General features: G+C 70.4%; 10 protein-coding genes. 2 read left to right on the top strand and 8 right to left on the bottom strand.

What is annotated here, in order from left to right:
• The first annotated feature begins 571 nt into the window (after positions 1–571).
• The gene (locus tag ACFV6E_RS32530; protein ID WP_385466525.1) at positions 572–1,705 is read left to right on the top strand and encodes an SAVED domain-containing protein; all 1,134 of its coding nucleotides are present in this window, start codon (positions 572–574) and stop codon (positions 1,703–1,705) included.
• On the opposite strand, the gene ACFV6E_RS32535 is transcribed toward ACFV6E_RS32530, so the two are convergent.
• The 8 genes from ACFV6E_RS32535 to ACFV6E_RS32570 all read right to left on the bottom strand — a co-directional run bounded on the left by ACFV6E_RS32535 (position 1,666) and on the right by ACFV6E_RS32570 (position 15,315).
• Entirely contained in the window at positions 1,666–3,396 is a 1,731-nt protein-coding gene (locus ACFV6E_RS32535) for a ThiF family adenylyltransferase (RefSeq protein ID WP_385466528.1), read from the bottom strand. The genes ACFV6E_RS32530 and ACFV6E_RS32535 overlap by 40 nt on opposite strands.
• A 47-nt stretch (positions 3,397–3,443) precedes the next feature.
• On the bottom strand, positions 3,444–4,439 hold the full coding sequence (locus tag ACFV6E_RS32540) for a cyclic GMP-AMP synthase DncV-like nucleotidyltransferase (RefSeq protein WP_385466531.1): 996 nt from the start codon (positions 4,437–4,439) through the stop codon (positions 3,444–3,446).
• A 595-nt stretch (positions 4,440–5,034) separates the two neighbouring features.
• A complete protein-coding gene (locus ACFV6E_RS32545) occupies positions 5,035–5,553 on the bottom strand; it encodes an ImmA/IrrE family metallo-endopeptidase (RefSeq protein WP_385466534.1) in 519 nt (172 codons plus the stop codon).
• On the bottom strand, positions 5,540–5,857 hold the full coding sequence (locus ACFV6E_RS32550) for a helix-turn-helix domain-containing protein (protein ID WP_385466537.1): 318 nt from the start codon (positions 5,855–5,857) through the stop codon (positions 5,540–5,542). Before ACFV6E_RS32550 ends, ACFV6E_RS32545 begins: the two co-directional genes overlap by 14 nt.
• A gap of 332 nt (positions 5,858–6,189) precedes the next feature.
• Complete coding sequence (locus ACFV6E_RS32555) at positions 6,190–6,771, bottom strand: hypothetical protein (protein ID WP_385466540.1); 582 nt, start codon at positions 6,769–6,771, stop codon at positions 6,190–6,192.
• A 2,015-nt stretch (positions 6,772–8,786) separates the two neighbouring features.
• Positions 8,787–11,042, bottom strand: a complete 2,256-nt coding sequence (locus ACFV6E_RS32560) for a Helicase associated domain protein (protein WP_385466543.1) — start codon at positions 11,040–11,042, stop codon at positions 8,787–8,789.
• 63 nt (positions 11,043–11,105) lie between these two features.
• Positions 11,106–14,114: an AAA family ATPase gene (locus tag ACFV6E_RS32565; RefSeq protein WP_385466546.1), complete on the bottom strand. Its 3,009-nt coding sequence runs from the start codon at positions 14,112–14,114 to the stop codon at positions 11,106–11,108.
• Between the two features lies 1 nt (position 14,115).
• Positions 14,116–15,315 (bottom strand): exonuclease SbcCD subunit D, encoded by a 1,200-nt coding sequence (locus tag ACFV6E_RS32570; RefSeq protein WP_385466549.1) that lies wholly within the window; start codon positions 15,313–15,315, stop codon positions 14,116–14,118.
• 679 nt (positions 15,316–15,994) lie between these two features.
• On the opposite strand from ACFV6E_RS32570, the gene ACFV6E_RS32575 reads away from it, so the two are divergent.
• On the top strand, positions 15,995–17,629 hold the full coding sequence (locus ACFV6E_RS32575; RefSeq protein WP_385466552.1) for a PQQ-binding-like beta-propeller repeat protein: 1,635 nt from the start codon (positions 15,995–15,997) through the stop codon (positions 17,627–17,629).
• Positions 17,630–17,657: the final 28 nt, after the last annotated feature.

Consider the following 17,657-nt stretch of genomic DNA (forward strand, 5'->3'; position numbering starts at 1 on the left):
ACTGTGTGTCAAGTACAAGGGTTGGCCCTGGCGGGCCAACTTCGTTGGTTTTCGTGGGAGTTGGCAGGCCTGGCGGCCTGCGCTGGCAAGGGCGGTGTGTCCTGCCTGGCGGCAGGACGGGGTGTGTTGGGGTATCTCCCCTTCCTCGGGTCGGATCGGGGTGTCGGCGCCTGTCGGCGCCGATGATGTCGAATCCGTGGGATTGCGCAAAGATTTGATTCCGCTCCCCTGCCGGGGAGCTTGTCTGTTGATGGCTGGTCGGATTGCGCTTTGATGACGCTGTTGTCTCTCAGTCTCTGGGCCAGGTGGCACCTAGGTGTCCAGCTCGGGGGTGTTGGCCGGCGGTAGGGGTGAGATCAGGGTTTCCTCCTGAGGCGGTGCGGCTGATGGGCTCGTCATTGTTGTCAAGTTCCTTCTTTCAGGCCGCAGTTACTGTCTAGTGTCGGGAGGGACAACCACAAAATTACGGTGGAGGCGATGTCAGTTGGACGGGGGCGGAACGGCGGGCGGCCGACGCAGACCTTCCGCGCAGGCGCGTTTGGATGTGTGGGTGCGCAGCGGGGGTCGGTGTGTGCTGTGCAATGCGTATCTGCTGGAAGGGGTGATGTCGGCGCGGACGCTGCGCCTGGGCGAGATGGCGCATATCGTCGGGCAGGGTGTCGGTGTGCGGTCGCCTCGGAGTGAGTTCCCGCTGGATCCGGGGCTGCGGGACGAGGCCGACAACCTGATGCTGCTCTGTGCGGATCAGCACGGTGAGATCGATGCTCAGGGTGCCTTGGACGTCTTCACCGTGGAGCGGCTGCGCCGGTTGAAGCAGGAGCACGAGGACCGCATTCGGCATGTGACCGGGCTGGGGCCGGAGCGTGCCACGGCGGTAGTCCGGTTGCTGGGGTCGGTGCATGGGCAGACCGTGGAGTTGTCGCGGCAGGCGGCCGCGGAGGCTGTTACCGCGCGGGACCGGTTTCCGCTGTTCTTGGAGTCGTATGCGCGTCATGGGGTGGAGATCGATCTGCGGCAGATTCCCGGCGAGCGTCCTGTGACGTCCGAGGACGCGGTGCGTGCCGCGGCCGGGAGTCGTGCGTACTTTCAGCACGCCGTGCGGGTTATTGATGACGTGGTTGAGCACCAGCTGCGGGCGGGGATTGAGCGGGATGCCGTGCAGCATGTGAGTGTGTTCGGGTTCGCTCGGCTGCCGTTGTTGGTGTATTTGGGGTCCCGGCTGGATGACACCGTGCCGACGGATGTCTTTCAGCGGCACAGGGCTGAGGAGTCGTGGAGATGGCCGGACGAGGGTGGTGCGGGTGCGCAGTTCGCCGTGAACGTTGATCGGGATGTGCCGGCCGGGAGCGATGCCGTGGTCGTCGTGAATGTGTCGGGGACGATCGGCCGGCACGAGGTGCCCGAGGAGCTGTCCGCGCTGCGGCGCTACGTGATCAGCCCCGTCGGCGTGGCGACGGGGCCGGACATTCTGCGCAGCCGTGCCTCCTTGGGGCTCCTGGAGGACACGCTGCGGGGGTTCCTGGCGTTGCTGGAGGTGGAAGCGAAGACGGTGCGGCGGCTGCATGTGCTGCCCGCCGTGCCGATGTCGGCGGCGGTGGCGCTGGGTCGTGTCCATCATCTTCAGGTGCACCCGCAGCTGGTGATCTACGAGCGGTTGGCGGGGTGCTACGAGTCCACGCTGGAGATAGGCCGGTCGGACGGCTGATGTTCCGCTGTCTGTGGTGGCGGGTCCGTGTAGGGGATGAAGCGGTGTGCGGGACGGGTTCCGGTATGGGGCTGGGCGCATAGGTGGGTTCCCGAGATCGGGTGGCGCATCTGGGTGCCCAGCAGGTTGACGAGGGTGGCGGTGGTGGCCATGAGGTCGGCGGCGGAGCCGTGGAAGGTGGGCACGGAGCAGCCGCGGGTGGGGCGCAGCTCGTCGCCTGGTGCCGGCTCGGTCCACAGGCAGTGGTAGGGCTCCAGGTGGGGTGCGGTCAGGACGTGACGGCCACTGGTCTGGTCGATGGCGGTGGCGCTGGTGTGGGTGTCGGGGGCGACGAGGGTGAGGATGCCCAGGCTGGCGCTGAGGCTGTCTGTGGCCAGTTGGGCGAGGACGGCTGTGCGATGTGGGGCTTGGGTCAGCAGGTCCAGGAAACGTCCGACGGTGACACTGACGGTGGTGTCGATGATGAGGTCGGCGTGGTCTGCGGCCTGGAGCAGTGAGGGGTCGGGCGGCGGGTCGGCGATGTCGACGGTGAGGTCGTCTCGGATGCTGCGCAGGCGCTGGGCCAGGGCGATCGCTTTGGTGGTGCCGATGTGGTTCTCGGTGTAGTTCTGTCGTACGAGGAGTCCGCCCGTGATGCGGCCGGGGTCGCTGAGGGTGAGGTGGGCGGCTCCGGCGCGGGCTATCAGCTCGGCCGTCCACGAGCCGATGCCGCCGCAGCCCCAGATGTGGACGTGCGCGCCGTGGAAGGAGTGGACCGGGCGCTCGGCGTCGCGGCGGGTGGTGACTTCCGGGCGTTCGTCGGACAGGGAGCACCAGGTGAGGTCGACGGCGGGCAGCACGGTGGGCAGGGTGTGCGGGTCGAGGTGGCGCAGGGCGTCGCTGGGTTCGAGGCGCCCTGCGAGGAGGAAGGAGGGTGCGGTGGGGGCGGCGGGATGGGGGACGGCGAGGAGGAAGTGCTGAGCGGTCCCGGCGGGGTTGCGCCGGGCGCTGGCGGTCAGGGCGGTCAGCAGGGTGCGGGAAGGGGAGTTCGGAGCCGGGGGTGTTGTGGCGGGGGTGCGGTCGATGAGCGTGATTAGTTCGGCGAGGTTGCTGCCGGCGCCCAGGGGCAGCGAGTGGTTCAGGGGCAGGATCGGGGTTCGGTGGCTGTGGCGGTCGGTGGGGCGTCTGGTGGTCAGATCGAGGCGGTCGTCGGTGCGCGGGATGAGCCAGCCGATGCTGGCGTGGCTGTGCGGGACGGGGTCGCGTACGACGATGGTGGGGGTGCCGGGTGTGTGGTGCAGGACGCCGCCGACAGGGTGGTAGAGGGCGGTGGCGGGGTCGAAGTTTCCGGCTGCCGCATCGGTGAGCCACTGCCACAGGCGGTCTATGACGGGGGTGAGACCGGCGGCGGGGTCCCATTCGCGGGCGGGGTCGAGGTAGAGGCACAGGCGGTTGCCCTGCAGGACGTGCGGGGTGCCGGCGAACCGAAGGTGGGTGGTCTCAGCTCGGGGCGGAGTCAGTGGGGTGGGCGCCAGGACGAGGAGGAAGTCCTCGTTCTGGCGCAGGCGCAGGCCGCCCGGTGCGTGTGGCATGTCGCCGGTGCGGATGCGGATGGGCACGGTGCACGAGCCGTCGGGAGCGGTGTGCGGACGGCCGGTGAGGCGCACGTCTGCGGGGTGCTGGGCGGTGAGGGTCTTGAGCTCGGCCAGCATTCGCTTCTGCCAGTCGTTGGGGTGCGATGTTGGAGGTTTCCGCTTAGTCATCCGGCGCGCCCGGTGCGGGAGACGGTGGTGAGCAGCGGCGGCGCGGCGAATCGGGCTGCGGCCGGGGCGGTGCGGTTCTGCGGGGCGGGGAAGGCGTCGCCGAACAGGTTCCGCCACAGGCGCACGCTGCGGTCGCAGTCCGTCTCGTCGTAGGCCTCGCGGATCTGGCGGGCGTGGGTGTGGATGCGGTCGCGGAAGTAGCTGTAGGTCTCCTGGTTCCAGCGGTGGTCGAAGGTGACGCCCGAGCCGGACGGGTCGGGAATCGACGGCTTGAAGGGGCGGGCCTGCAGCCAGGTGTCGAGGTCCTCGACGATGGTGAGCAGGGCGGTGGGCACGTTGGCGTAGCAGCCGGGGCGGGTCATGGCCTGGAGGTGGCTGACGCGGTTGCCGAGCAGGGTGGTGAGGATGATCGAGCGGGTTCCGGTGAAGGAGTTCTTGTGGTCGCGCAGGAACTTCATCAGGCGGATGACCTTGCGCAGGTTACCGTTCGTGATCTTGTCCTGCTCCTGCATCCAGGCGGTGAATCCGGCCGGGTTGGTCTGCTCCCACCGGTTGTCGTCCCGGTTGACGATCACTTCCCGGCCGTCGGCCAGGTGCAGGTAGGGCACGATGTCGACGTGCATGGAGTTGGCGTAGCTCAGCTGCACGCACCGGCATTTGCGGGTGTGCGGCATGTCCCCGTAGACGCGGTGGTGGTGGAGAGCGGCGTAGACCTTGTCGTTGTAGATCTTGGGGCTGTCGGACCAGTCGGGCACCTCGGCGAGGTGGAGCATGAAGTCGGCGTCGAACTCCTTGTCGCCGCGGGGATTGATGATGGTGCGCTGCGCCCAGGATCCCTGGGGCTTCTTGCCGAGGACCAGGGGTCCGAGGTCGGGGTCGTGCCTGAGGGCCTGGTAGATGGTCTCGACGCGGGTGGCGAGCAGGTCGAGTCGGCTCTGGCTGAGGTTGACGGTGTCCCGCAGGAAGCTGCGGAAGCTGTCGGCGTGCTGCATCGGGGTTCCCTTCTGAAGCGCTGCCTGGGGTGCAGCGGGTGTCTGGGGTGTGATGGGTGCGCGTCGGGGCGCAGGAGGTCGCGTTGGCGGGCTGGACAAGCCGGTGAGCCCGCGGGCGGGTTGTGGGCATCGCGGGGTGCGCGCTGGGTGTCCCCTGCTGTGCGCCGTGGGGATGCCGTGTGATGTGCGGTTGCGTGAGGGGTGCCCGGTCTGCCGGTCGCGGGTCCGGCGGGTGCCGTCCGGATGGCTGGGGCCGGGGCCCTGGTGCTGCGCGGTGTCTGGCCAGTCGGCAGCGGGTCGGTGCTGTCCGGTCAGTGGTGCCTGGCCCTCTTCGGCAGGCACGTGTACGCGGTACAGCCCGGGCGGGTGTACGTCTGCCGGCAGCGCGCCGGGCGGAGTTCACCCGTTGCAGAGAGCTCGCTAGCTTTCTGCTGTAACAAGCAGAACACACAGAGCGACATTCACGCAAGGCCTATTTTGACGGACAGTTTCCCTGACATTGCGGCAAGTGCCTTCACCCGGCCCGAGTTGCGTGCTGTGACGCTCAACCCTGGTGATCACAAGGGGAGTTCGGGGAAGGCGGAACGCCTGGTCCTCAAAGGGCCGGTCCGGAGATGATGCCGAGGTTCATCAGACGGTAGGTCATCGCCGTCTCGCTGAGCTGGAACTGTCCGGCGAGCGCCTTCACCAGGTCCTGAACCGTCTCGAAGGCCACATGCTGAGCGGCCTGGCGGACCATCGGCTCGGGTGCCAGAAGCGCGGCGGCGAAGCGGTTGGCGTCGATCTCCTCGCGGTCGGTGGCCATGCTCGACACCGTGTTGCGGTAGTTCACGCGCACGTCCGTGTCCAGGATCAGCGGACGCCCTTCATGCAGGCGCAGGTGGCCGAGTTCATGGGCCACGGTGAAGCGGCGCCGAAGCGGCGCATGGTCCTGGTTGACGCCGATGACGCAGCTTCCGTCCTTGCGCAGCAGCATGCCCGAGACGTCGCCGTCCAGGCGCTGGGGCACCACCACCACGCCGAGCCGTTCGGCCAGCGCGAAGGGGTCGACGGGAGGAGTACGGATCTGGAACTCCCCCAGCAGGGCCCGTGCCGCGACGTCAGCCTTCGCCATGACCGCCCCTCAGTTCCGCCGCCCGGGCCCACACGGCACTGACACCGGCCGCGTGCCGCGCGGAGAGGTCCGCAGTCTCATCGGGCAGAAGAGGCGGGAGGAGTTCTGCGGGCTGCACGTTCAGCGCCGAGGCGATGCGGGCCAGCCGGTAGAGCGGCGGCATCTGGGTCCCGGCCTCGATGTTCGTGATCGACCCCCGTGACAGCCCTGCCCGCCGCCCGAGATACTCCTGGGTCACCCCTGCTCGCACCCGCGCCTGCCGGATCAGCCGGCTCACCGCCGCATTGAACTCCTGCTCCTCCACACCGCCCCCCTCCATGCATCGCCAGCCTCGCTGACAACCTACTTCCCCGCCGCGAGCCGGGCCAGGCATGGGCGAGTCCCTGCCCTGCCGTCGCACGGCGGCCGCCGCCCTGTCCTCCCGGTCACCCGGAGCCCCTGCAGGCCGGGGCCCAACGGTGCGCGCCGGGCGTCCAGGGACCCCGCGCGGGCGGCCTCCCGTGCACGGCGTACTACGGGGACGGCGTGGGCGTGCGACGGAACGGCCAGAGCGATGCCGGCGAGCGGGTCCCCGTCCGGCCGGTCGCGACTCGCGGGGCCTCCGGGTCGGCGCTCTCGCTCGTCGACATGAGAGGTCTAGTCCTCTTCCAGTCCTTCGGCGAGGTACCAGTCGCTGTCGGCCAGGGCGAAGTACAGCGCGGTCTCCCAGGCGTTGGGGTTGGGCTTCGTCCAGCTCTCCGCCTCTTCTCGCAGAGTCTCGCGCAGAGGTTTCGGGCCGATGTCGAGCAGTTGTCTGTGCAGGTGCCGTCTGCCGGCGAGGTGCCTGCCGGTCTTCAGCGCGTACCGGCTGCCCAGGTCGTATGCGGTGAAGTGGTGTTGCACGCGGGCCGTCAGCGCGGCAGACCACTCCGGGCGCGCCTGGACGTCGGAGCACACGGTGACGGGAGTCGTGGGCAGGACGTCGGCAACGAGCCAGCGTCCCTGGCCGAGCCGGTCGAAGTAGGGGTGCAGCGGCTGGGTGCCGGGCGAGTCGGAGGTGGCCGGGCCCTTGTCGTGGTTGCAGTGCATGCACGCCGGGACGAGGTTGATGGGCAGGATCGCACACAACGGGAAGTGAGCCTTGGGCAGGTAGTGGTCGAGCGTGTCGACCTCGCCTATACCGCACAGCGGGCACTTCTCCGTGCGGGGCCAGCGCCTTGATGCGGTCGTAGAGCGCACGGCCTTCCTTGCGGCTGACCATCCCCTGGTCATAAGCACGCAGAAGGGCTTTCCTGTCGGGGTCCGGGTTCTCGAGTGTGTGCCTGCGCAGGCTGGGCGCGGTCAGCAGCGCGTGCAGGTCGCCGTCCTCGGCGTGACGCCGGTAGCTGGCCTCCGCAATCTGCATGTCCGCCAGCCGCTTGCGCAGGCGCGTCTCTTCCCTGAGATCCTGCACCTTCTCCAGTGGAGTTCAAGAACGGACTCCCATGAAGCGGCAGGCGCCGAGAACCGTCCCGGAAGTGTCACTTTCGATGCCCGGAAGGAAGCGCGCGGTCTTCTTTCTCGACCCCCGGACGTCTGCGAGCGCTCTCGGGAAGCATCAGAAGCGGCTTCTGGCTCCAGGGTTGAGTTTCAATACCCCCTGGGAAAAGGGGACTCCACGGTTTCGAGGGGGGCGCGCGTTCACCAGATACACATGCTTCCTGTGTGAGATGCGCGACACGCCGAACGGGAACTGCTGCCCGGCGTCAGACGTACCGCCAAAGGACACTGCAGCTAAGAGGGCCCGTCCGGGCGGTAGGTGTAGACCACCTTCCCCTTGTCCGCGCCCCGGTAACGCTGCGTGCCCAATCCGCCTTGCGGGCACGGGGAGTTCATCGCAGGCGGATGGCGGAACGTGCGGGTAATCTGCCTAGCTATCAGTCACGCTCTGGGGTCCGAGACTCTCGCGCGCCACCCGGGTGTCCACGATGGTCGTGGGCCCACGGAAGGGCGGTGACTAACCCGATGGCAGTGAACGACGTGCCGGAGGGGCACTGCCGCTGCTGCAGCAGGCGCGACCAGACGTACCGGCTGGTCCGCTGGCTGGGACCGGTTTACACGATCTGCAAGATCGTGGCAGATCACTGGCCCTGGTGACACGCAAAGCCCCGGCCTGACGGCCGGGACCACGCAGCAGTCGGCGTGCGCTGTACCAGGAGGGCCTCACCCAGAGCTTCGCAGGCAGCGGGTGGGGCTTTCCGTACTTCCGAATGCGGTTACCGACCCGTACGCAAGCCCACAAGGGCGGATGTGACGCAGGCCACACAAGGGTCCGGCAATGCCCCCCATCTTGCTCGACTCGCGCTCAAAACGCATCCGGCGAGTGCACGTTGGGCAGCTCGGATCACTTGTCGGGTATCGGGAAGGACCCAGCTCATGGGGGATTGGCCCCTCAGAAAGACACTCTCTGTGTGACTAACATCACACCGGGTGGGTGATGGGTGGCACGCTCGAGCAAAGTGCTTTTAGGCGCTTTTGTCAGACGTCCGTCGCGTCCGATGAGCTAGAACAGCCCACTCCGGTCGCGGGCGAGGCACTCTACCCGCGCCCGCCGACAACCAGCGCCCCCGATCCGTACGTCGCCCCTAGCAAAGATCCGGAAGCCGGCTGTCCTGCCCCGGGAGGCCCGCGCACCCTGCCGCTCAAGACCATCGCGGCCGTCAACGGCGACAGCACACCCGCAGGCTGCTTACGGCGCAGCGGGAACACGGCCGAACCCAGTAAGGCGCAACGGCGCCCGCACCTGAGATGCCGCGCCCAGGCAGCGGTCAGCCGGTGGCCTCGCCTTGGCCTCGGAAGACTCAAGGTTGACGTGGTCCGGGAACGACGGCAGCCTCCGACCCGGATCACGCCGACGTCCTGCTCACGCACCAGGAGATGGCCCGGGCCCTCGGTTGCGCCGGCTGCCCCGCACCCATGCAGGACCAGGAGCGCGTTCTGGGCGAAGCACACCCCTCGCACGCTCGACACCCGTTTCCGGCGCTCCTCATGGGTCACTCCGGTGACCCATGAGGGCGATACGGCAGATGGAAGCGGTCCTTAGCGATCAGGAGCGCACACTCGGCCTGTACTCCCGCACGCGAGCACCCGCCATCAGCTCGGCAGGCTCCTGGCACAGAGCGGTCAGCCGGCCAGAGCCCAGGAGGTTCTGTCGGAGGTGCCCAGGGAGCAGGCACCCGGGCGAACGTCGGTGACGCCGAGGCCACCCGACGTGGCTACAGGCCGAGTTGGGCGAGGGCCTGGCGTCGTTGGGGGCTCAGCGCCGTCTTGCGGCGGCGCAGGTTGGTCAGCCACTGGCCCAGGCGTACGGAGTCGCCCTCGACGTCTTCGATGTGCCGTTGGGGGACGTTGAGGTGGCCCTCCCTCTCGAGGAACGACCGTGCGGCGGCAACCCCCCGTTGGAAAGCGCGTTCACGCGCGGGCAGTTGGCGCGCTGCCGGTGCGGTGGCGTCTTCCCGGCGCAGGTCGAGTCCCAGGGCGGTCAGAAGGTGGCGCTGCTCGGGGTGAAGGGCGCGGGCGTGTGCCTGCTGGGCCTTGAGCCACTCCCCCGCCTGCGAGGCCGTCTCGGTGTCCTGCAGGCCTCGGCGGGTGTCGTGGTAGGTGCGCTGCCAGGTGATCGGCCAGGGCGGGTTCCACCACCGGTCCAGGGCGGTGAGGGCCGCAGCGCGTTCCGCGGTGAGCCGGTCGGCGCGGGCGCGCTGGGTGGCCAGCCAGCGGCCCAGGGCGAAGTCGTCGTGGACGGTCTCGACGGGTGCGGCCAGGTGGCCGTGGTGGGCGGCGTAGGCGGCGGCGTGGGCGAGGCCGCGGTCGAAGGCCTGCCGGCGGGGGCGCCAGATGATGCCGAGGCGTTCGAGTGCCTGGGCGCGTGCGGGATCGAGGGTGCCGGTGGTGTGGAGGTGGCGTTGCCAGGTGAGCCAGCGGCCCAAGGGGTAGCCGGTGGGGTCTTCGTAGGTCTGGGGGACGTCGAGGTGGTGGTGGGCGTGGTGGTAGCGGCGGGCCGCGGCCAGACCGCGGCGCCATTCGGCGCTCTTGGGTGCCAGCACCCGCAGGGACAGGGCGAGGGCGACCTCGTCGGCCTGGGTGGGGCGGTCGAAGCGCAGCCAGGCTTCTGGGTCTTCGGGGGGCATGGTGGGGCGGTGGGTGCGCGGGTCGGCCAGGCGGGCTTCGAGACGGTCGTCGTGGGCGCGCAGGGCCTGGATGGTGCGCCACAGCGGGGTGTAGGCGTCGGCGCCGAGGAGGTCGTCGGGGTCTTCGCCGGGGGTGAGGTAGACGGGGACGACGAGGGTGGCCTTCTTTCCCGCGCCGGGTTGCTGGCGCAGAGCGCGGCCGACGGCCTGGACGGTGTCGACGGGGCTGTTCTTGGGGTCGGCGAAGACGACGGCGTCGATGTCGGGCACGTCGATGCCCTCCCCCAGCACGCGGGCATTGGACAGGACGGCCGGTGTGTCGGGGCTGGTGTGGGAGGTGAATTCGAGCAGGAGGCGGCGGCGGACCTGGGGGGTGTGATGGCCGCTGACCCAGTCCGCCCACAGATTCTCGGGCCGCAGCTCGGCAGGGAGAGTGGCGGCCGTCTCGGTCAGGGTCGTGGCGAAGGCGCGGGCGTCGGCGACGCGGTGGTGGAAGGTGAGGATGCGGCGCAGCCGGTGGTCGTGGATGGCGCGCAGGGCGGCGACCTGGCGGCCGGCCAGGCGCAGTCCGTCGACGCCGGCGCCGGGGCCGGTGGCCAGCCAGTCGCGCAGATCGGTGTCGGTGACGACGGGGACGAGGATCCGGTAGTCGGCGAGGAGGCCGAGGTCGATGGCGTCGGAGAGGGTGAGCCGGTAGGCGACGGGGCCGAAGAGGGTCTTGTCGTCCATGGAAGCCACCGCCTCTTCCCCGTCGGCGTCCGGGGCGTCGTCGGGATCCCAGATGCGGGGGGTCGCGGTCAGGTACAGGCGGCGGGCGGCGGGGACCTGGTCGTCGTGGTGGACGGCGGCCCAGGCCTTGCCGAGGCGGCCGGCGGTGCGGTGGGCCTCGTCGACGACCACCAGGTCCCAGGCGGGCAGGCGGTGGTCGCGGTGGGCGGCGACGACCGCGGGCAGGGAGGCGTAGGTGGCGTAGACGGTGGCGGGGCCGGGGGCTGAGGTGCTGATGAGGGAGGCGAGTTCGCCGGGGTCGGTGGTCAGGGGGACGTCGGCGCCGAGCGGGTCGTGGTCGAGGGCCTGGCGGGCAGAGCACACGGCGACGGCGGTGCCCTTGCGGCCGGCGGCGCGCCAGGAGCGGATCGTCTGGGACAGCAGGTCCAGGGTCGGCAGCAGCACCAGGACGCGGCCGCGGGGGGCGGTGCGGGTGGTGGTGCGGGCGGCGATGAGGGTCTTGCCGGTGCCGCAGGCGGCGATCACGCTCGCGCGGGGGTGCCGGCGCAGGGTGCGGGCGGCGGCCGCGACGGCGTCTTTCTGGTGCGGCCGGAGCTGGAGCTCGGCGGGGGCCATGGTGTGGGTGGCGGCTTTCGGTGATGGTGCGGGGCGGATGCATTGTGGCATCCGCCGGGTGGGTTATTCGGCTGCTTCGGTCAGGTGGGTGAGGGTGGAGCCGGTGGGGTTCTTGCGGACGTGGAGGCGGTGGGTGATGCGGCGGCGCAGTTCGGCAACGTGGCTGATGACGCCGACGGTGCGGTCGTGGGCGCGCAGGGAGTCCAGGACGTCGAGGACCGTGTGGAGGGTGTCTTCGTCGAGGGTGCCGAAGCCTTCGTCGATGAAGAGGGTGTCCAGGGGGTTGTTGCCGGCTTCGTGGGTGACGACGTCGGCCAGTCCCAGGGCGAGGGCCAGGGAGGCGAAGAAGGATTCGCCGCCGGAGAGGGTGTCGGTCTTGCGGGGGCGGCCGGTCCAGGCGTCGGTGATTTCCAGGCCCAGGCCGGAGCGGGCGCCGCGGGCGGCCTGGTCGTCGCAGTGGGCGAGGGTGTAACGGCCTTCGGACATGATGTGCAGGCGGGTGTTGGCGGCGGTGACGACTTCTTCGAGGCGGGCGGCCAGGACGTAGGCCTCCAGCTGCATGCGGACGCGGGCGCTGGGTGAGTTGCCGGTGACGAGTTCGGCCAGGTGGCGGGCGGTGCGGTGGGCGTGTTCGAGCGGCTCGAGGCGTGCGACGGTGGCGTCGAGGGCGGCGGCGAGGGCGGTGAGTTCCTCGGTGCGGGTGCGGGCGGCGCTCACGGCGGCACTCGCGGCGGCGTGCTGATCGTCGGCGGCGGCCCGGGCGGCCGTGGCGGTGTCGGGATCGGCGGGAGGCTGGGCGGCGGCCTGTTGCAGTGCGGGGTTGTCCAGGACGGCGGTCTGCGCGGCGCGGGCCTCACGCCACTTGGTGATCTCGTCCTCGACGGCGCGCAGGTCCTTGTCGCTGAGCAGGGCCTGCTGGGCGAGGTCCAGGGTGTCAAAGCCCTGGCCCTGGGCGGCAAGGGTCGCCTGGCCGGTACGGTCGCCGAGTACCCCGGCGGCCGCGGCCAGGGCGTGGGAGGCCTCGGCGGCTTCCTTGAGGCGGCCCGCGGTGCGGGTGAGTTCGCCGGTGTGGGCGGCGACGGTGGGATGGGTGCCGCGGGCCGCGGTGAGCTTGGCGGTCAGCTCGGTGATCTGCCGGGTGAGGGTGTCGTAGCTGGCGTTGCGGGCGGACAGGCCGGCCGTGGCGGTGCTGTGCTGCCGGGTCATGGTCGTGTGCTCGGTGTCGAGCGCGAGGAGTTGTTCCTGGGCGGCGCCCTGGTCGGCGGCGCTCTCCAGGGCGTCGGTCAGCTCGGCGGCGAGGGTCTTGCGCTGGGCCTGGAGGTCGGCCAGGGGGGTGTCGCCGGCTTCGCCGGTGGCGGCGGCAGCCTGTTCGCGGAGCTGCTGCAGCGCGGTCGAGGCGGCTTCCTGGGCGGCTTTGGCCCGCTCGTGGAAGGCTTCTGCGAGGTCTTCGTCGTCGCGTGTGGGCTGCCCCTCCTTGGGGGCGGCGGGGTCGGGGTGGGTGGGAGATCCGCAGACCGGGCAGGGGGTGTCGTCGGTGAGGGCGGCGGCGAGTTCGGCGGCCATGCCTTCGGTGCGCCGGCGGCGGATGCCGAGGTAGGCCTCGCCCGTCCTGCGGGTGTCGGCTGTTGCGTCCTCGAGCTGCCGCACCGCTTCGGTGATCTTGGTCAGGAGGGCGTCGCGGCGTTCGGCGGCGGTGATGCGGCCCGTGAGGGTGTCCAGGCCGGTCTGGTGGCGGCGGGCGTCGTCCTCGGCCTGGCGGGCGGCCTCCCGCCGGGCTTCGAGGGCGCGGCGCCGGGCGGGCTCCTCCTCCAGCCAGTCCTGGGCCATGCGCTGCTGGGCGGTGAAGTCCTGCCGTTCGGTGTCGATGCGCTCGCAGTCGGCGGTCAGCCGGCGCAGGGTGTCTTCCTGGGGTATCAGCGCGGTCAGGACGGCGGCTTCGGCGCGGACACACTGCTCGGTGTCTGCAAGTCGGTCGGCGTCCAGATCCGTGTGCTCGGCAGGCAGGTGATCACGGGCGGTGCGTTCGGCGCTTCGGGCCCGGGCGTGGTCGGCTGCAGCGGTGGTCGCGGCGTGCAGCAGCGGGGCCACCTGCTGGGCGCGGCGGGCCTTCTCGCGGCGCTCGTCCAGCGTCTGCTGGTGCAGGGCCTGTTCCTGCAGCAGGTCCAGCTGCCTGCGGGCGACGGCATGGGAAGTCTGCTGCTGGTGGAGTTCGCGGGCCGCGGCTTCGAGGATCTGCTGTGCGGCCAGGTTCTCCTTGGCCGTCAGGGCTTGTTGAAGGGTTTCGGTGTGGTGGGCCCGGCCGGCGCGGAGGAGGTCCTGGGCCCAGGTGCGGGCGGGCTGGGTGAGGGTGTGCGGGTCGTCGGGGGTGGGGGCGGCGTGCTGGGTGGCCAGGCCGTCTCCGGCCGCCTGGTGGATGCGTTCGGCCAGGCGCAGCACGTCGGCGCGGGCGGCATCAAGGTTCTTCTCGGTGGTGCGGCTGTGGTCGTTCAGCCAGCGTTCGGTGAAAGCAAAGCGGTGGGTGCGGAAGAGTCTGCCGAGGAGTTCGCGCCGGCCGTGGGCGTCGGCGCGCAGGAACTTGGTGAATTCGTTCTGCGGGAGGAGGACGACCTGGCAGAACTGGTCCCGGCTCATGCCCAGCAGGCCGGTGATCTCGGCGGCGGCCTCCTGGTGGGATGTGCTGGAGGCCTCCCAGCGGCCCTGGCCGTCGGCGTCGACGGCCCACTGGCTCAGGCGGGTTTCGGGCTTCTGGTCGGTTTCTCCCTGGCCGGACCTTTTGGGGCGCTTCTGGGCCGGGATGCGGTGGATGCGCAGGCGGCGGCCCGCGAGGGTGGCCTCCAGGGTGACCTCGGTCAGCAGGCCGGCGGGTGCGTGGTGGCTGCGCAGCAGCAACTCTCGGTCGCCGGGCGGTCTGCCGTAGAGGGCGAAGCAGAGGGCGGCGAAGACGGTGCTCTTGCCGGCTCCGGTGTCGCCGTGCAGGAGGAACAGGCCGTCAGCCGACAGGGCGTCGAAGTCGATGGTGTGGGTGCCGGCGAAGGGTCCGAAGGCCTGCAGGCGCAGGCTGTGCAGGCGCATGTCAGACGGTTTCCCTGTGCTGTTCGTTCAGGCGGGAGGCTTCGACGGCCCGCTGGAGCAGGGCGTGTTCGTCCGCTGTGGGGTCGGTGCCGCGCATGCTGTGGATGAAGTCGCCGGTGATGTCGAGGTCGCTGCGACCGCGGATGCGTTCGCTGTAGGTGGGGGTGCCGGCGGCCTGGGCGGGGATGCGGGCGGGTGTGTGCCTGAGGCTGGCGGTGTGGGGGAAGCGGCGGCGCAGCCGGGCCATGGCCTCGAACGGCAGGGCGGTGTCGGTGAGGGTGACCTCGAGCCAGGCATCGGTCAGCGGCTCGTAGGCGTCGCCGGTCAGGAGGTCGTCCAGGAAGCCGGTGACGCGCTCCAGGCGGCGGGGTACCGGGCAGGGCTTGTGCGTGAGCGCGGGGGCGGTGCCCGGGGTGAGGTCGACCAGGGTGATCGACTTGGTGTGGCGGGCTTCGGAGAAGGAATAGGCCAGCGGGGAGCCGCTGTAGTGGATGCGGTCGGTGACCCGCTGGGGGCCGTGGAGGTGGCCCAGGGCGACGTAGTCGATCCCGTCGAAGACGTCGGCGCCCACGTGGGCGACACCGCCCACGGCGATGTCGCGCTCGCTGACGGACTCCTCGCGCTCCTCGCGCTCTTCGGGCTGTCCGCTGCCGGAGGTGACGAAGGCGTGGGCCAGGACCACCGAGCGGGTGCCGGGAGGCTGGTTGTCGGTGAGGTCGGCGCGGATGCGGTCCAGGGCCGCGGTGAGCACCGCGCGGTGCGAGGCGGCTTCGGCCTCCAGGGCGTCGCGGACCATCGACGGCTCGAGGTAGGGGACGCCGTACACGGCTACGGGGCCGTCGGCGTCTTCCAGGAGGACGGGGGTGTCGCAGGCGGCCGGGTCGCACCGCACGTGGACGCCGGCGCGGGCCAGGAGACCGGACCCAACGCCGAGACGGTGGGCGGAGTCGTGGTTCCCGCTGATCATGACGACCGGCACACCGAGGCCGGCGAGTTCGTGCAGGGCGCGGCTGAACAGACGCACCGCGTCCAGGCTCGGGATGGCCCGGTCGTAGATGTCACCGGCCACCAGGACCGCGTCGACGTTCTCGGTACGGGCGGCCTCGACCAGATGGTCGAGGAAGGCACGCTGGGCGGGGATCAGGTCTTCGGTGTGGAACCGGCGGCCCAGATGCCAGTCCGACGTGTGCAGGAACCGCATGAGCACAGACCGTAACCCCTGGGGCAGCAGCTACGTGCGGTTTTCCAGATAAAAAGCATCTTTTCAGGGAGATTCGAGACCTGTGGGAACACCAGCCCAGGGCTCGCCGGACTCCCCGCCGACCCGACCGCACCCGCGGCGGGCGGCCAAGGGCCTGGCGGTGCGGCGGAAGGCACTCGTGCTTTCCTGGTGGCCGGCCATCCAGCACTCCGGCCCGGACGGGAAGGCTGTGGGCGGCGGCCTGGCGGTGCTGCTGGCGTTCGAGTTGCTCGCGGCTGTGTGCAGGGGAACAGACCGGGCGTCTGCCGGGATCCCACAGATCGCAGTCGAAGAACCGACCAGGAGGATGCCCGCCGTGCGGGGGTGGCCCCGGCCGAGACCGGGCCGGGTACCCCGTGCCCGGTCCATCGCGCAGAGCACGTATGAGGCGCCGCAAACGGCTCACCGACGCAGGCGGGCGCTGCGTCGATGCACCGATGCCTACGGCGCCCCGGTGAAGAGGGATGTGGACCGTTGCGCCGGGTCTCCTGCCACAACCGGTGCGCAGCGAGGAGAAACACCTGACCGTCTCCGCCCGGCGGCCGCACGCCGCTGTTCCACTGCATCGCCTGTCGAGGGGCTCCCTTAAGATCTCCTCTCAACTCGCCGTTGCACCGGCCCGATCAGCATCAGGAAACGTATGGCAACCGTCCACCCGAACCGCCGCACCGAACGGGCCGGGGCCAATGCCCTGAGGACGCTGCTCGAGGCACATGATCACCCGGTCCAGGAGATCTCCGGCGGAACAGACCACGGCGAGGACTACTTCGTCATGATCACCCGGGCGCAGAAGCGCACCGGCTACGCCTTCACCGTCCAGGTCAAGACGGGCAAGAAGTACAAGCGTGCACGCGGCTACGCGATCAACGTGGGCAGCCACGCAACGGACTGGCGCACCAGCAAGCTCCCGGTCATCGGAGTGGTGTACGACCTCGACGAGCAGCGCCTCTTCTGGGTCAACCTCACCGAGCAGCTCAACATCACGGTTGCGGCTCCCAGTTGGGTGGCCGTTCCGCGGGAGAACGAGCTGTGCGCGGCCTCGGTCGAAGCGCTCTGCGCGCACATCGAGGAGTTCACCGACAAAGGCGGAGGTCCCGGGGCGGGCGCGGCACCGCAGCCGGCGAGCAGGCCCACGCGCCGAGCTCCGGTCTTCCGCACACCGAAGCAGCTGTGGCAGCAGGCCACGGGGGCGCCGGAGGCGTGGCAGCCTCAGGTCGCAAACGGATGGGCGATCGTGCGCCACGGCTACCGGCTCCGCGTTCTGGACGCCATGTCGGGCGCTCCTAAGTGGTCGGTCGCGACCGCGTTCGACCGGGCCAATCCGGTCGGTGACGGCGCCGTTTTCGTCTCTGCCGGGGCGGGACGTCTGCGGGCGCTGGCCCTGCGGGACGGGCACCGCCGCTGGGAGCGCCCCCTTCGCGTGCGCGACGACCTCATGGCGTACTCGGACGGGACGCTCTACGCCCCCACCGAGCAGGGCGGCATATGCGCGCTGAACAGCCTCAGCGGCGACACGCGCTGGACAGCGTCCGGCCAGGCGGGCACGCTCACGGCTAGCGTCCTGGTGGACGGCGGCCGGTGTTTCGCCCTGCGGTCCGGCTGCAGCCCGCAGGAGGACGCAACGAAGCCCGCGGGCCGCGTGGTGGCGATGAGCACGACGGACGGCACGGAGCTCTGGCAGTACCGGGCCGGCGCCGAGCTGGCCTCCGCGTGGCACCTCGACGGCGACCTGCTGTACGTCATCGAACGGCCCGGCAGCGACAGCAGCACGGTGGTGGCTCTGCAGAAGCGGACCGGCCATCCGCTGTGGAGCACCCGTCTGCCGGAGCCGGTGCTGTCGGCGCCGACGGTCGCGGGAGAATCGCTGCACGTGGCCGGCAGCCGGGGCGGCCTGTACCAGATCTCACGCGCGAGCGGGACACAGCGCCACATCCCCGCAGGAACTCCCCTCACCGCATCGCCGGTTGTAGCGCATGACCTCGTCATGGTGAACCAGGGGCGCACACTCGCCGCGTACGCCACCGCCACCGGGGAGCTGTACTGGCGCAGACGGCTGCCCGGACTGGCGCTGGGGCAGCCCTTCGTCGTGGGCCACGCCGTCTATCTCGCGCACCGGGCCGGACTGGCCTCCTACAACATCACGGCATCCGGCCGGCAGCTGTGGTCCAGCGAAATGACCTGGGATGCCCCGACGCAGGGGGAGCCGGTCCTCGTGGATGACACGCTATTTTTGACGGATCGACGAGGTGTCGTGCGGGCCTTGTCCGTGTCCTGATCCCGACAGTGCGCATCACCGCCGCGGG

Origin of the sequence: Streptomyces sp. NPDC059785 (genome assembly GCF_042732375.1) — a bacterium.
Classification (GTDB): Bacteria; Actinomycetota; Actinomycetes; order Streptomycetales; family Streptomycetaceae; genus Streptomyces.

Coding starts and splice junctions, on each gene's coding strand:
- ACFV6E_RS32535 (WP_385466528.1), bottom strand. CDS start 3,396: ATGCTGGCCGAGCTCAAGACCCTCACCGCCCAGCACCCCGCAGACGTG.
- ACFV6E_RS32540 (WP_385466531.1), bottom strand. CDS start 4,439: ATGCAGCACGCCGACAGCTTCCGCAGCTTCCTGCGGGACACCGTCAAC.
- ACFV6E_RS32545 (WP_385466534.1), bottom strand. CDS start 5,553: ATGGCGAAGGCTGACGTCGCGGCACGGGCCCTGCTGGGGGAGTTCCAG.
- ACFV6E_RS32560 (WP_385466543.1), bottom strand. CDS start 11,042: ATGGCCCCCGCCGAGCTCCAGCTCCGGCCGCACCAGAAAGACGCCGTC.
- ACFV6E_RS32565 (WP_385466546.1), bottom strand. CDS start 14,114: ATGCGCCTGCACAGCCTGCGCCTGCAGGCCTTCGGACCCTTCGCCGGC.
- ACFV6E_RS32570 (WP_385466549.1), bottom strand. CDS start 15,315: ATGCGGTTCCTGCACACGTCGGACTGGCATCTGGGCCGCCGGTTCCAC.
- ACFV6E_RS32575 (WP_385466552.1), top strand. CDS start 15,995: ATGGCAACCGTCCACCCGAACCGCCGCACCGAACGGGCCGGGGCCAAT.